This window comes from Actinacidiphila rubida (assembly GCF_900110255.1).
In the GTDB taxonomy this organism is placed as follows: domain Bacteria; phylum Actinomycetota; class Actinomycetes; order Streptomycetales; family Streptomycetaceae; genus Actinacidiphila; species Actinacidiphila rubida.
The window spans coordinates 42,623-56,725 of sequence record NZ_FODD01000017.1 but is presented as its reverse complement, the minus strand read 5'-3'; the positions used below and the strand labels follow the sequence as shown (position 1 = coordinate 56,725).

Annotated in this window: 13 protein-coding genes; 6 read left to right on the top strand and 7 right to left on the bottom strand. The window is 75.5% G+C overall.

Translation table 11 applies throughout. The features are described from left to right. Positions 1-93 precede the first annotated feature (93 nt). Positions 94-1,065, top strand: coding sequence for a zinc-binding dehydrogenase (locus BMW99_RS18020; protein ID WP_075017149.1), 972 nt, complete (start codon positions 94-96; stop codon positions 1,063-1,065). A 183-nt stretch (positions 1,066-1,248) separates the two neighbouring features. On the opposite strand, the gene BMW99_RS18015 is transcribed toward BMW99_RS18020, so the two are convergent. After that, positions 1,249-2,136, bottom strand: a complete 888-nt coding sequence (locus BMW99_RS18015; protein WP_069467703.1) for an SDR family NAD(P)-dependent oxidoreductase — start codon at positions 2,134-2,136, stop codon at positions 1,249-1,251. 71 nt (positions 2,137-2,207) lie between these two features. Between BMW99_RS18015 and BMW99_RS18010 the strand changes: the two genes are divergently transcribed. Next, positions 2,208-3,140: a LysR family transcriptional regulator gene (locus BMW99_RS18010; protein ID WP_075017148.1), complete on the top strand. Its 933-nt coding sequence runs from the start codon at positions 2,208-2,210 to the stop codon at positions 3,138-3,140. Positions 3,141-3,146: 6 nt separating this feature from the next. On the opposite strand, the gene BMW99_RS18005 is transcribed toward BMW99_RS18010, so the two are convergent. After that, positions 3,147-4,178 carry a medium chain dehydrogenase/reductase family protein gene (locus BMW99_RS18005; protein ID WP_069466854.1) on the bottom strand — a complete coding sequence of 344 codons (1,032 nt, stop codon included), beginning with the start codon at positions 4,176-4,178 and terminating at the stop codon, positions 3,147-3,149. A gap of 153 nt (positions 4,179-4,331) precedes the next feature. Between BMW99_RS18005 and BMW99_RS18000 the strand changes: the two genes are divergently transcribed. Beyond that, positions 4,332-5,009, top strand: coding sequence for a TetR/AcrR family transcriptional regulator (locus BMW99_RS18000; protein ID WP_069466857.1), 678 nt, complete (start codon positions 4,332-4,334; stop codon positions 5,007-5,009). A gap of 124 nt (positions 5,010-5,133) precedes the next feature. Next, the gene (locus BMW99_RS17995; protein WP_069466855.1) at positions 5,134-5,874 is read left to right on the top strand and encodes a class I SAM-dependent methyltransferase; all 741 of its coding nucleotides are present in this window, start codon (positions 5,134-5,136) and stop codon (positions 5,872-5,874) included. A gap of 51 nt (positions 5,875-5,925) precedes the next feature. On the opposite strand, the gene BMW99_RS17990 is transcribed toward BMW99_RS17995, so the two are convergent. After that, positions 5,926-6,831, bottom strand: a complete 906-nt coding sequence (locus BMW99_RS17990) for a sigma-70 family RNA polymerase sigma factor (RefSeq protein WP_218108518.1) — start codon at positions 6,829-6,831, stop codon at positions 5,926-5,928. 59 nt (positions 6,832-6,890) lie between these two features. Here BMW99_RS17990 and BMW99_RS17985 point away from each other — a divergent pair, with 59 nt between their 5' ends. Beyond that, entirely contained in the window at positions 6,891-7,661 is a 771-nt protein-coding gene (locus BMW99_RS17985) for an SDR family oxidoreductase (RefSeq protein WP_075017147.1), read from the top strand. A 62-nt stretch (positions 7,662-7,723) separates the two neighbouring features. On the opposite strand, the gene BMW99_RS17980 is transcribed toward BMW99_RS17985, so the two are convergent. From BMW99_RS17980 to BMW99_RS17965, 4 genes are all read right to left on the bottom strand, one after another. After that, positions 7,724-8,287 carry a universal stress protein gene (locus BMW99_RS17980; protein ID WP_075017146.1) on the bottom strand — a complete coding sequence of 188 codons (564 nt, stop codon included), beginning with the start codon at positions 8,285-8,287 and terminating at the stop codon, positions 7,724-7,726. Between the two features lie 16 nt (positions 8,288-8,303). After that, positions 8,304-9,560 carry an SLC13 family permease gene (locus BMW99_RS17975; protein ID WP_075017180.1) on the bottom strand — a complete coding sequence of 419 codons (1,257 nt, stop codon included), beginning with the start codon at positions 9,558-9,560 and terminating at the stop codon, positions 8,304-8,306. Between the two features lie 154 nt (positions 9,561-9,714). Continuing rightward, complete coding sequence (locus BMW99_RS17970; protein WP_176735604.1) at positions 9,715-12,054, bottom strand: FUSC family protein; 2,340 nt, start codon at positions 12,052-12,054, stop codon at positions 9,715-9,717. A gap of 139 nt (positions 12,055-12,193) precedes the next feature. Further along, positions 12,194-12,823, bottom strand: a complete 630-nt coding sequence (locus BMW99_RS17965; RefSeq protein ID WP_069465582.1) for a MarC family protein — start codon at positions 12,821-12,823, stop codon at positions 12,194-12,196. Positions 12,824-12,972: 149 nt separating this feature from the next. On the opposite strand from BMW99_RS17965, the gene BMW99_RS17960 reads away from it, so the two are divergent. Then, positions 12,973-14,097: a PP2C family protein-serine/threonine phosphatase gene (locus BMW99_RS17960; RefSeq protein WP_069465581.1), complete on the top strand. Its 1,125-nt coding sequence runs from the start codon at positions 12,973-12,975 to the stop codon at positions 14,095-14,097. Positions 14,098-14,103: the final 6 nt, after the last annotated feature.

The following is a 14,103-nucleotide window of genomic DNA, read 5'->3' as shown; positions in this document are numbered from 1 at the left end:
CTCGCGAAGCTGGAAAGCGCACCGGACGCCTCGCCCGGGACAGGCTGTCCCGCCCGGGTGCGGGCGTCAACCAGCGATCCGAGGAGCCCGCCCGTGAAAGCCGTCCGCGTCACCGAGTTCGGGCCGCCGGAGGTCCTGCGCGTCGAGGAGGTCGCGGACCCCGTGCCGTCGGCCGGCCAGGTGCTGGTCGACGTCGACGTGGCCGGCGTCGGCTACGGCGACGTCATCGTCCGGTCCGGCCGCTACCCGTTCCCCACTCCCTACGTGCCCGGCCTGGAGGCGGGCGGCACGATCCGCGCGGTCGGCCCCGGCGCCGACCCGGCGCTCGTCGGCAGGCGGGTGGTGGCGGCCACCCTCGGCATGACCGGCGGCTACGCCTCCCTCGCCCTGGCCGAGGCCGCCAACACCTTCGAGGTGCCCGCGGACCTGCCCCTGGAACACGCCGTCGCGGTCTTCCAGGCCGGTGCCGTCGCCTTCGGCCTGGTCGCGGCGATCGATGTGCGGCCCGGCGAGAGCGTGCTGGTCACCGCCGCGGCCGGCCGGATCGGCTCGCTGCTGGTGCAGCGGGCGAAGGCCGCGGGGGCCGGGCTGGTCGTGGGTGCCGTCGGCGGCGCGGAAAAGGCCGGGATCGTGGGGGAGTTCGGCGCGGACGTGGCCGTCGACCACTCCGCACCGGACTGGGTCGCCCAGGTCAGGAGGGCGACCGGGGGCCGCGGCACGGACGTCACCCTGGACGCGATCGGCGGCGACATCGGCGCGCGGGCACTGGAAGCGACGGCCGGCGGCGGCCGGTTCGGCCTGTACGGCTTCACCTCCGGCACCTGGGTGCCGCTGGACGCCCACCAGATCGGCCGCCGCGGCATCACCGTCGTCGGCGCGCTCGGGATCGCCTTCGCCAAGTCCGCGGCCGAGCAGCGCGCCGACGCGGAGGCGGCCCTGAAGGCCGCCGTGGCGGGCGAGTTGGTGCCGCGCATCCACGACACGTTCCCGCTGGATCAGGCCGCCGCGGCCCACGCCGCGGTGGAGAGCCGTAGCACCGTCGGCGCGGTCCTCCTCACCCCGTGACGCTTCGTCCTGCCGGCCGGCTCGTGGCCCTCGGCGCGGGCGCCGCCCGCGCCGGACGGTGTGCGCCCGGGGCTCCGGCCGCGGGGCTCGGCGCGCCCTCGGTCCGGCCGAGGACCGCTTCTTGGGGACGGGGACGACCAGCCGACGGCGCCCCGGCCCAGGGGCGCCCGGCCGGTGCCGCGGTCACGGTGTGAGCAGCTGGTCCTGCTCGGTGAGCGGGGCCCCGTCGTGCCACGGCAGGACCGTGCCGAACTGGACCAACTCGCCGTACAGCGAGGGGTCCACGCCGTCGGCGAGGACCAGGTCGAGCACCGCCTTGGCGGCCTGCTCGGGCGACTGGGCCTGGCTGTAGTCGGTGAACCAGGGGCGGGACGTGGGGGTGTCGACCATGCCGGGGCACACCGCGGCGACCAGGGTGCCGTCGGCCAGGTCCCGCTCGCGGCGCTCGGCGGCGACCGCGCGCACCGCGGCGACCTGCGCCACCTTCGACGGGATGTTCAGCCAGCGCGGCCAACCGGCTTCCTCGCTGGTCCTGTTGTGGATGGCGGTGCGCCACGACTCGACGGCGTACTCGACCTGCTCCAGGCTCGCGCCGTCGAACAGGTGGTGCAGCCGCGGGTCGAGGTAGCCGAGGGTGCCGAGCCCGCTGGCGACGACGAGCAGCCGGCCGCCGGGGCGCAGGACCTGGCCGAACGAGCGCAGGACCGCGTGGGTGGCGCTGTTGGAGACGTCGATGAACTCGTCGGCCCGCGCGGACTGCGACTCGTCGGGCAGCACCCGGGCCACCGCGTTGGACAGCACGATGTCGACGCCGCCGTGGCGGGCCCGCAGGTCCTCGGCGAGACGGGCGACGGCACCGGTGTCGGTGACGTCGAGGACGCGCCCCTCGACCCGGGCGCGGGTCCCGCGCAGTGCGGCCACCTCGCGGGCGGCGTCCGCCACCCGCTGCTCGTTGCGGCCGGTCAGCAGGACGACGTCCTCCGGGTTCATGCGGGCGGCCAGCCCTTCGGCGAACGCGCGGCCGAGTCCCTGGTTGGCGCCCGTGACGAGGGCGATGCGAGAAGTGTTCATGGCCTCCACGCTAGGAACGTCAGGTTCATGAGTCCAACGAAAGTTCCGCACGGGTAGTATGCGGAAACGTCATGGACTTCACAGAGGTGTCACTGACCGCGCTGCGGGTCTTCCGTGCGGTGGTCGACCAGGGGACGTTCACCGCCGCCGCCGAGTCGCTGGGCTACACCCAGTCGGCGGTGTCGCGGCAGATCGCGGCGATCGAACGCGCCGCGGGCGCCGAGCTGCTGGAACGGCGGCGGGACGGGGTGCGGCTCACGCCGGCCGGCCGCGTCGTGATGCGGCGAGCGACCGTGGTGCTCGACGAGATCGACGCCGCCGCCCGGGAGCTGTCCGGCTTCCCGGAGGAGGCCGGGACGGTACGGCTGGGATGGTTCCCGAGCGCCGGTGCGGTCCTCGTCCCCCGCGCCCTGGCGGAACTGCGCAGGACCGACCCCGCGGTGACGGTCGTGGGCCGGGAGGGCAGCACGCCGGCACTCGCCCGCGCACTGCGGGCCGGCAGCATCGACCTGGCGCTGCTCGCGTCGGCGCCGCCGTTCCGCCCGCCGGACGCCGAGTCGCCGCCGCTGGCCCTGCAGACCCTCACCGAGCGGGCGCTGTGCCTGGCCGTGCCGGCCGCCCACCCGCTCGCCCGCGGCGACTACGTCGACGTCGCCGACCTGCGCGGGCAGCGCTGGATCGCCGGGCCGGCCGCGGAGGGGGACCGGGCGATGGGCGTGTGGCCGGGGCTGGACGAGCGGCCCGAGATCGCCCACACCGCGCGCGACTGGCTGGCCAAGCTCCACCTCGTCGCCGCCGGCTGCGGCATCACCACCGCGCCGTCCACCCTCGCCGCGGCGATGCCCCCCGGGGTGCGGCTGCTGCCGGTGCGCGGCGGCCCGCAGGAGCAGCGGCGGCTGATGCTGGCCCGCCTCCCGGTCCCGCCGGCCGGCCCGGTGGCGCGGCTGGCCGCCGCCCTGCGCGCCGCCGCCCTCGGCGCCGCGCCGCCCGCCGCGCCGTCCTGACCCGGCTCACGGGGTCAGCACGACCTTGCCCGCGACCGTGCCGGACTCGGCCAGGCGCAGCGCTTCGGCGGCGCTGGTGAGCGGGAGCCGCGCCGCGATCTGCGCGGTGACCTCGCCGTCGCGCAGGGCCGCGAAGACCTGGCCGAGATCGGCCCGCAGCCGCGCCCTGAAGCGGTCCTTGGACAGGGCGCGGCCCGCCCAGACGTTGAAGAAGTACGCGTGGCGGCCGTTGGGCAGCGCGTTCCACACCCCCACCCGGCCCAGCAGCTTCAGCACGGGCCACTGCTTGGAGCCCTCGTCGTCCCGCGTGGAGGCGGACCCGTACGAGACGAGGGTGCCGCCGGGCGCCAGCAGATGCCAGGAGTCGACGACGCTGCGGCCGCCGATGTGGTCGAAGACCGCGTCCACGCCGCCGGGTGCGAGTGCGCGGACCCGGGCGGGGACGTCCTCGGTGCGGTAGTCGACCGGGATCGCGCCCAGCGCGCGCAGCGCGTCGTGGTGGCGGGCGGAGGCGGTGCCGATGACCGTGGCGCCGGCCGCGCGGGCGAGCTGGACCAGGACGGAGCCGACGCCGCCGTTGGCGCCGTGCACCAGCACGGTCTGCCCGGCGCGCACCCGCGCCTTGCGGTGCAGCATCTGCCAGGCGGTGACGCCGTTGACGACCAGGGTCTCCGCCTCGGCCGGGCCGACCCCGTCCGGCACCGGCACCGCGTCCGCCGCGTCGACCAGCGCGTGGCTGGCCCAGCCGCCGACCTTCACCAGCGCGGCGACGCGGGTGCCCGCCAGGTCCGCGGCGACGCCCGGGCCGCTCGCGACCACGGTGCCCACGAGGTCGTAGCCGGGGACGAACGGGAACGGCGGCTGGTCGTAGTAGCGGCCGCGGCGCATCTGCTGCTCGGCGAACGAGACACCCGTCGCCTCCATCCGGACCACGACCTGCCCCGGCCCGGGCGTGGGGACCGCGCCGTGGCGGATCTCCAGCCCCTCGGGTTCGACCTTGCCCGGCAGGACGACCTGGACGAGTCCCTCGGCGTTCATGGCGACCTCCGCTGCCGCGTCCTCGGTGAGGACTGAATGATTGGTTCTTGCCTTCGTTATATGTTCTAACTCCGAGTGTACGGGCTCGTCAAGTGGTTGCGTGATAACCTCTCACTGAATCGTGAAGGTGTAGCGCGAGTGGTGGTGACGGACATGGCGGCCGAGGGGGAATCAGGCGTGGCGCAGCCCCCGAGCCCGCGCGAGCGCTACCGCGCGCAGGTGTGCGACGAGATCAAGGACCGCGCGTGGGGGCAGATCGCCACGGCGGGCGCCTCCGCGCTCTCGCTCAACGCCATCGCCAAGCAGATGGGCCTGAGCGGCCCCGCGCTCTACCGGTACTTCGGCAGCCGCGACGAACTGATCACCGAGATGATCCGGGACGCGTACCGCGGGCTCGCCGACGCCTTCCACGCCTCGGCCGAGGCCGCCGGCGGAGCCGACGCGGCCGCGCTCGCCCACGTGCTGCGCCGGTGGGCCCTCGCCGATCCCCAGCGCTACCTGCTCATCTACGGGACCCCCGTGCCCGGCTACCGGGCGCCGGACGAGATCACCGCCATCGCCGCCGAGATCATGGACGTGCTGCTCGACGCCTGTGCGGTGCTGCCGTGGAACGCCGACGCCCCGGCGGCGGCGTTCGACGCCCACCTGGCGGACCACCGCGACTGGGCGCGCGGCCACCGGGCCGGCGCTCCCGTCCTGCACCGTGCCCTGGTCTTCTGGACCCGCCTGCACGGCGTGCTGTCGCTGGAGGTCGCGGGCCACTTCGCGGGCATGGGCTTCGACCCGGAGCTGCTGTTCGCCGCCGAACTCGACGACCTGCTGGCGGGCTGAGGGCGCCCGGGCGGCAGGGCCGCGCGGGCGCGTCCCGCGGGCCGCCGGTGGAGGTCCGGGACCGAACGGCCGCCCCTCCGTCGTGCTGCACGATAATCCGCAAATCGGTGGATATGGTGCACAGGTGGACGCAGTGAACTTCTCCCCCGGCATCGTGGCCGACCTCCACGGCCCGCTCAGGCCGGTCACCCAGGACCCCGAGCCCTACGCCGCGTTCGTCGAGGAGTGCGGCGGGCCGGCCCTGGAACTCGGCTGCGGCGACGGCGACCCGCTGCTCGACCTGTGCAAGCGCGGCCTGGACGTGGAGGGCGTCGACTCCTCGGCGGACATGATCGAGCGCTGCCGGCGGCGGGCCCGCGAGCAGCGCCTGCGCGTCGTCCTGCACCACCAGCGCATCGAGAGCCTGCACCTGGCGTGCCGCTACCGCGCCATCTTCCTCGCCGGACCGACGTTCAACCTGCTGCCGGACGACCCCACCGCGATCGCCGCGCTGCGCGGCATCCGCGGCCACCTCGGCGAGGGCGGCACCGCCCTGGTGCCGCTCTTCGCGCCCCGGCCGACCGCCGCGGACGACATCGGCCAGGTGCGCGTCGCGACCGCCGGCGACGGCGCGGAGCTGCGGGTGTCGGTGCTGTCGGAGGACCGGAACGAGACGGAGCGGACGCAGACGACCCTGCTGCGGTACGAGCGGCACCACAACGGGCGGAGCACGGTCGTCGACCGCCCGTGGGTGCTGCACTGGCACACCCCCGAGAGCTTCGAGGACCTCGCCGCGGCGGGCGGACTCGTCGTGACGTCCATGGAGCAGACCCCCGGCAGCGCCGTGCAGCGCTACCGGCTGCGGGCCGCGCGCTCGGCGGGCTGAACGCGGCGCCCGGCGCGTGGCGGCCCCGGCCGGGCGCCCCGGTGGCGGCCGTCAGCCGTCGAGAACCGCGAGGTCGAGGGCGCGCAGCCGCGCCGGCTCGGCGATCACGTCGATCGCGGTGATCATCCCGCCGGCGTCCACGGTGAAGGCCAGCACCACCGCGGCCCTGCCGCCGCGCGCCATCACCAGACCCGCCGTGCCGTCGACCAGCGCCGCCGCGGTGAACCGCGCGCGGACCGCGGACGCGAACGCGCCCCGGGACACCGCCCGCGCGCCGTGCAGCACCGCCGGCGACGGCGTCGGGCCGACCGCCGCGTCCGCGCGCAGCACCACGTCCGGGTCGAGCAGGGACAGCAGCGCGTCGAAGTCCCCCTCGCGCGCCGCCGCGAGATACGCCTCGACGACGCGGCGCTGCCGGGCCAGGTCCTCGCCCGGTACCGCGGGCACGCCCTCGACCCTGCGGCGGGCGCGGCTGGCGAGCTGCCGGGCCGCGGCGGGGGAGCGCTCCAGCAGCGGGCCGACCTCGTCGAACGGCACGGCGAACATGTCGTGCAGCACGAACGCCACCCGCTCGGCCGGTGCCAGGGTGTCCAGCACCACCAGCAGCGCCAGACCCACCGAGTCGGCCAGCACCGCCTCCCGCTCCGGGTCCCCGCCGTCCTCGGCGGGGGCCGTGCGGCCACCGGCCGCCGCGTCCAGCGGGTCCTCCCGGCGCCGCTCGCGCGACCGCAGCATGTTCAGGCAGACCCGGGACACGATCGTCGTGAGCCACGCCGCCGGGTTCCCGATCCCGCTCGGGTCGGCCCGCGCGGCACGCAGCCAGGCGTCCTGCAGGGCGTCGTCGGCCTCGCTCGCCGAACCGAGCATGCGGTAGGCCACCGCGTGCAACTGCCTTTGGTTCTCGGCGAAACGGTCCGTCAGCCAGCCGTGGTCGTCCACGCCGTCACATTCACCCATCCGGCGGTGTCGGGCAAGCAGCGAAGGAAACGACACGCCAACGAGCTGGGAGAACGACCATGGCCCCCTCCATCCTCATCACCGGCGGCACCGGCACCCTGGGCCGCCGGGTCACCCCGCTGCTGCGCGCGGCCGGGTGCGAACTGCGTGTGCTCAGCCGCACCGGCCGCGCTCCCGGGGACGGCATCGAGTACGTCACCGGCGACCTCGCCCGTGGCGACGGCGTCGCGGCGGCCGTGGACGGCGCCGAGACCGTACTGCACCTGGCGGGCGGCCCCAAGGGCGACGACGTCGCGGCGCGCACCCTGGTGCGGGCGCTGCGCGGGTCCGGCGTGCGGCACCTGGTGTACATCTCGGTGATCGGCGCGGACCGCGTCCCGGTGGCCTGGTTCCGCAGGAAGCTCGCCGCCGAGCAGGAGGTCGCCGGCAGCGGCGTGCCGTGGACGACGCTGCGCGCCGCGCAGTTCCACACCCTCACGTTCTCCGCCGTGCGGAAGATGGCCGGGATGCCGGTGCTGCCCGTCCCCGGTGGCCTGCGCTTCGAGCCGGTCGACGCCGGTGACGTGGCCCGCAGGCTCGCCGACCTCGCACTCGCTGCGCCCGCCGGCCTGGTGCCCGACCTCGCCGGGCCGCGCGTGTACGGGCTCGGCGAACTGGCCGAAGGCTACCTGGCGGCCCGCGGCAGGCGCCGGATGCGGCTGCCGGTACGCATCCCCGGCAAGGCCGGGCGGGCCTACCGGGCCGGCGACAACCTCGCGCGGCCGGGGGCCGACCGCGGCGAGCGCACCTGGGAGGAGTACCTGGCCGAGCGGCTGTCCCAGGACGGCTGAGCGCGCACGGACACGCGCGCCCGGTCCGGTGGCCCCCCCGCTCGGCCCCGTCCACCCCGGCGTCAGGGGCGGCCGGGCGGCGGAGGCGGCGGTGGCGGCGGCGGCTCGTGGGGGCCGCCGTGGGGGTGCGGGTGGTGGTGGGTCGGCGGGGGCGGGATGGTGTCGGTGCCCGGCGGGGTGTCGGGCCACACCAGCAGCACGGGGCACGGCGCGTGGTCCACGACGAAGCGGCTGTGCGGCCCCAGGCTGTGGGGGCCGAGCCGGCTGTGGTCGCCGTCGCGCGCCAGCACCAGCAGCTCGGCGCCGTCCGCCTCGGCGACCACCTCGCGCTCCACCCGGCCCGAGCGCTGCCGGCGGGTGCAGGGACGGCCCAGTCGCGCGGCCGCGTCCCGCAGCAGCTGCTCGCCGTGCGCCACGGCCTCGTGCTCCACCTCGGTCCCCGGGTCGCGCGACGGCCGGCCGCCGCGCCCGAGCAGTCCCGCGAACGCGGCGTGCGCGGCGGCGGGCACCTCGGGGTCGGGGACGTGCAGCAGCACGACCTCGGCGCCGTCCGGCGCGTGGGCGCGGACGGCGTCGACGCACGAGGGCCAGGTGCCCTCGACGATCCAGGCGACGACACGTGCCATTCCGGTCTGCCTCCGATCAGCCGCCGATCACGGTGGACGACACCCACAGTGCCAGCACCGCCACCAGCAGCGCGGCAGGCACGGCCAGCAGTCCCAGCCGGGTGAACTCCCCGAGATCCACGTCGGTTTCGTGCTCCCGCACGATACGCCGCCACAGCAGCGTGGCCAGCGAGCCCGCGTAGGTGAGGTTGGGGCCGATGTTGACGCCCAGCAGCACGGCGAGCACCGCCACCGAGCCGTGCGGGGCGGTCAGCGGCAGCAGCACCAGGACCGCGGGGAGGTTGTTGATCAGGTTCGCCAGGAGCGCGGCCAGGCCCGCGATCGCCAGCAAGTCCGCCAGACCCGTGCCGCCCGGCACCAGATGGCCCAGACCCGCGCCCAGGCCGTGGTCGACGAGCGCGCGCACCACGATGCCCAGCCCCAGCACGAACGCCAGGAACGGCACGGAGGCGGCCCGGAACAGCGCGACGGGCGTGGTGGTGCGGCGGGCCAGGGCGCGGACCGCCAGGACCGCCGCACCGGCGAACGCGGCCCACGCCGGGTTGACGCCCACCGCCGACGCGGCGGCGAACCCGGCGAGCGTGCAGCCGACCGTCACCAGCGCGAACACCGGCGGACGCGGGGGATCGCCCATGTCCGGCCGGCGCGCGCCCGCCGCCAGGTCGGTCGCGAAGAACCGGCGCAGCACCACGTACTCCGTGCCGATCGCCAGCAGCCACGGCAGCACCATCAGCGCCGCGAACCGGGTGAACGTCAGGCCGCTGGCGGCCAGCGCCAGCAGGTTCGTCAGGTTGGAGACCGGCAGCAGCAGCGACGCGGTGTTCGACAGGTGGGTGCAGGCGTAGACGTGCGGGCGCGGGCGGGCGCCGAGCCGGGCGGCCGTCGCGAAGACCACCGGGGTCAGCAGCACGACCGTCGCGTCCAGGCTCAGCGCCGCGGTGATCACCGAGGCGACCGCGAACACCTGCACCAGCAGGCGCTGCGGGCTGCCCGCCGCGCCGCGCGCCATCCACGCCCCGCAGAAATGGAACAGCCCTTCCTCGTCGCACAACTGGGCGAGGACCAGCACCGCCGCGAGGAACCCGATGACCGGCCCGAGCTGCCGGGCCTCCGCGCCGGCGTGGTCCAGCGAGATCGCGCCCGTGGCCAGCACGATCCCGGCCGCGGGGACCGCGACGACCGCCTCGGGCCAGCCGAACGGCCGCACCACGGCGAACGCCAGCACCAGCAGCAGAAGGGCGGCGGACAGGGCCTCGGCGGCCGTGGCGTTCAGCACGGAACCCCTTGGGAAGGACGGGTGGTCGGCGGGCGGGTGGTGGCGGGTGGTCAGCGGGCGGCGCGGTGTGCGGCGGTCGGCGGTGTCCGGACGGTGCGGCCGGCCGGCGTGCGTGATCCCATGCAACCAGCCGCGGCGCCCCGCGCCCGCCTCACACGCGTGTCGGCGGCACCAGGGTGCTGCCGGACGGGCCCCCGTGGCCCGGGGTGGCGGCCACCGGCACTCCCAGCGGGCGGGCCAGCGCGACCACGCTCTCGTCCAGCCGCTGCAGGTGCCGCAGCACCCGGTAGGTGACGGTCTGCGAGCGGTCCACCGCGGAGCCCGAACCCTCCAGCATCGACGCGATGCTCGGCCCGGTCTCGATCTCGCCCGCCGGGGACGGACTCCCGCCCTCGCCGCGGACGGTGGGGCCGCCGCCCGGCAGGTCGGCGTCGCTGACACCGTCGATCAGCAGGTCGATGTTGTGCTCAAGGCGCTGCCCGACCGCCGCCAGCCGCGGGTCGGCGGCCACGTTCTTGCTGTAGGGGACGAGTTCGGCGGTCGCCGCCAGCGAGCGCACGTGATAGGCGCAGGTCTCCAGCAGCGCCACCACGTACTGGGCGGTGCGGCGCCTGACCCGCAGCGGGGTGAACGGGTGCGTCAGCGGGCCCGTGGAGGTGCGCAGGTCGTCCAGCGCCGTGTCCAGCTCGCGGGCCATGTCCACCAGGTCCACGGCGGGGCCGCCGCTCAGCTGCCCGACCGCGGCCGTCGTGACGTCCCGCAGCCTGGCCAGCACCGTGGACAGCAACTGGTCGGTGCGCCGGTCGGTGGGCACGGGGAAGACCAGCACGGCGGCGACGATCCCGCACGCGGCGCCCAGCGCCGTCTCCTCGATCCGCAGCACCAGCACCGACGCGCTGTAGGTGTGCAGCAGCGTGTAGAGCAGGCCCAGGGCCGCGGTGACGAAGAACGACATCAGGGCGTACGACACCGGCGCGGTGAAGAACATCGCGAAGATCAGCAGCAGGACCAGCGCGAACGCCGTCCACGTGTGGTGGCCGACCGCGCCGGCCAGCAGCACGCCCGCCACCACCCCGCACACCGTGCCGATCAGCCGCCGGTAGCCGCGCACCAGGATCTCCCCGGTGGAGGAGGTGTTCAGGAACACCACCCAGCAGGTCAGCACCGCCCAGTACCAGCGCTGGCTCGACAGGAACTCGCCGCCCGCGATCGCCAGGGCGGAGCCGGCCGCGACCTGCATCGCCGCCCGGGTCGTCCGGCGCCGCAGGCCCGTCGGCTCCTCCGCGACCTCGGCCTCGCCCGTCAGCGACGCGTCCTCCGCCTCGATCTCCTCACGGGAACGGGTGGTCTCCGGGGCGTCGTCCGAGGTGTCGCCCGGCCCCTCCACCGCCAGCCGCAGGCCCAGCACGCCGCGCGCGGCCTCGCCGACGCCGCGGAACGCGTCCTGGATCGCGGTGGACGCCCGCGGCAGGTTCTCGTCCTCCCGGTAGCCCAGCAGCCGGTTGCGCACCTGGGCGAGGCCCGTGCCGCGGCCGTCGGAGGCCAGCCGGGACACCAGCACCTGGAGCGCCCGCACCTCCGAGCGCAGCAGGCCGAGCACGTCGTCGTCCGTGCGACGGGCCAGGGGCGGCAGCGGAGCGTCCGGCAGGTGCAGCGTCAGAGTGGTGTCCGCGTGGTCGGCGCTGCGGGCGCCGAGCAGGAGCACGCCCAGGCGCTCCGCCGCGATCTCGGCCGCGGCGATGCGCCGCTGCAGCAGCTCCGCGGTGCGCTCGTCCTCCATGCCCTCATCCAGGCCGGCCTGGATCATCAGCGCGGTCTCGTGCAGCCGAGCGGTGTCCCGCCGCATGTCCGCGAAGGCGCCCTCGCGCTCGTCGGACCCGGCGTCCAGGAACGCGATCTGGCTGCCGAACAGCTGCGCGATGCGCGCCCGGAACGCCTGCCGCAACCGGTCCAGGGCGCTCTCCGGGCGGGCCGGGACGAGCACGAAGCGGAACACCGCACTGGCCGCGAACGCCACGACGACCGTCAGCCACAGCCGCGGCAGCGTGCCGCTCGTCGCGTGCACGAACAGTGCGACGAAGTAGACCTGGAAGGTGATCACGCCCAGCGCCGTGCCCCGGTCGCCGAACCTGCGGACGTAGGCGGCGCCGAAGATCAGCAGGATGAAGAAGAGGTCGCCGAGGACGACATGGGGGTTGAGCAGCGCGCCGAGCGTCACCGACACCAGCGCGGCGACCACCCCCAGCGCCAAGGTGACCGCCTGGTCGCGCACCGCGCGGTCGCGGATCGCGAACGTCGAGACCATCCCGGTGATCGCCCCGGCGACCAGCAGCGGGACCAGCACGGAGATCAGGGACAGGACCAGCAGCGCCAGGGCGATCGAGCCGGTCGTCCGCAGCCCGGCCAGCAGCCGCAGCAGCCCCGGGTCGGACGCCGCGTAACGGTCCCAGAAGGCGGCGATCCGCCTGCGTACCGCCGCTGTGCCAGTCATCGTGCCGCGCGTTCCTCATCTGTCGGACCCGGAATCAGCATCGCACGGACCCCGTCCCGGCCGGTGAAGGCCCCCGCGCCGCTCTGACCTCGGCCGGGGCCGGCCGGGCCGCGTCGGCGGCCCGCGGCCGGCGCCGCCGTCAGCCGCGGTGGCCCAGCGAGGTGATGCCGAGGTCGAACAGGCCGTCCAGGAACAGGTCCACGCCGACGGCCGCCAGCAGCAGGCCGATCAGGCGGGCCAGCAGCTCGATCAGGGTGTGGTGGGTGCGTTCCAGCACCACGCCGAGCACGAGCACGCACACCAGGTCCACGGCGATCACCGCGACGTACGCGCCGACCACCGTGGACCGCCAGCTCCACGCGTCCCGTTCGGCCGCCTCGATCAGCACCGCGGTCAGCGCCAGCGGGCTGACCACGTACGGCATCAGCAGCTCCCGCACCCCGCTCGTCAGGTCCGGCGCGTCGTCCCCTCCGGCCACGCCCCCGATGTGCACGCCGAGCACCAGGCCGACCGCGTACAGGAAGAAGATGATGCCGCCGGCGAGGGCCAGCGCGGCCGTGGAGATGTGGAACAGCTCCAGCAGCCACGGCGCGGTGAAACCGGTGACCACGCCGACGAGCACCGCGACGCCCGAGGAGATCAGCGCGATGGTCCGCAGCTGCGCGCGCGAGTGGTTCTGCGCCAGGCTCGCGAAGGCGAGCAGCACCTTCGGCGGGCCGATCACCGAGAAGAAGGTGATGAAAGCGGCGGAAAACGTCAGAGTGATCACAGGATGCAATGATGGTCAGTCAGCCTGTCCCGGCCGCGTATTGACGGGCCGTTTCACCGCGCCGCCGGCCGCCGGCCGGGCGGCTCCGGACGGGTGACGGCCCCGGACGCGGACGGGCGGGCGGCCCCACCGGGGTGTATCCAGGAAGAATGCGGTCCCAGCCCCGCGGCGGTAGCGGGTCCTGGCAGCAGAACCGGGGCCTGGTGTGGGTGCCCGTCGTGCTCATTCTGGTGATCACCCTCGCCGACGTCATGGCCCCGCAGGACATCCACCTCGGCCCGCTGCTGATCGTCGCCCCCGCGCTCACCGCGTCGTTCGGCGGCTCCCGGCTCACCGCCGCGATGGGCGCGCTCGCCTTCGGCGCGCTGCTGGCCATCTCGGCGGCCCGCAACAGCATCTTCACCGCCAATCACGAGTCCCAGCTGATGTCCCTGCTGCTGATCACCGTGTTCACGGTGATCTTCACGCGCGTACGGGAACGGCACCACGCCGAACTGGAACAGGTGCGGTCGGTCGCCGAGGCGGCCCAGCAGGTCGTCCTGCACCCGCTGCCCGAGCGGATCGGCGCACTGCAGCTCGCCTCCACCTACCAGGCGGCCGCCGACCAGGCGAGGATCGGCGGCGACCTGTACGCGGCGGTCCGGGCCAGGGGCGGCACGCGGCTGCTGATCGGGGACGTCCGCGGCAAGGGCCTGGGGGCGGTCGAGGACGCGGCGCTGCTGCTCGGCGCGTTCCGCAGCGCCGCCCACCACGAGCTGCCGCTGCCCGAGCTCCAGCAGGAACTGGAGGCCACGGTCGCCTGGGGACTGGCCCAGCAGGCCGGCGAGGAGCCCTTCGCCGAGGAGTCGTTCATCACCGCCGCGCTGATCGACGTCCCCGACGACGCGCCGGTCGTGCACATCCTCAACAGCGGGCACCCGGCGCCGCTGCGGCTGCGCTGCGGGCAGGTCGACAAGCTCACCCCCGGCGAGTTCGCGCCGCCCATCGGCGTGGGCCTGGCGGTGCCCGGGGCCGCGGCCGTCGACACGTTCCCGTTCGCCGCCGGCGACATGCTGCTGCTGTACACCGACGGCGCCACCGAGGCGCGCGACGCGCACGGCCGCTTCTACCCGCTGTCCGAGCGGCTCGCGCTGTTCGGCGAGTGCGGCAGCCCGCGCGAACTCGTCGCGCGGGTCCGCGACGACCTGCTCGACTACAGCGAGGGCGAACTCGGGGACGACGCCGCGCTCGTCGCCGCGATGCGGGCCCCCGCGCGGCCCGCGCCCGGCCCGTGACGCCGC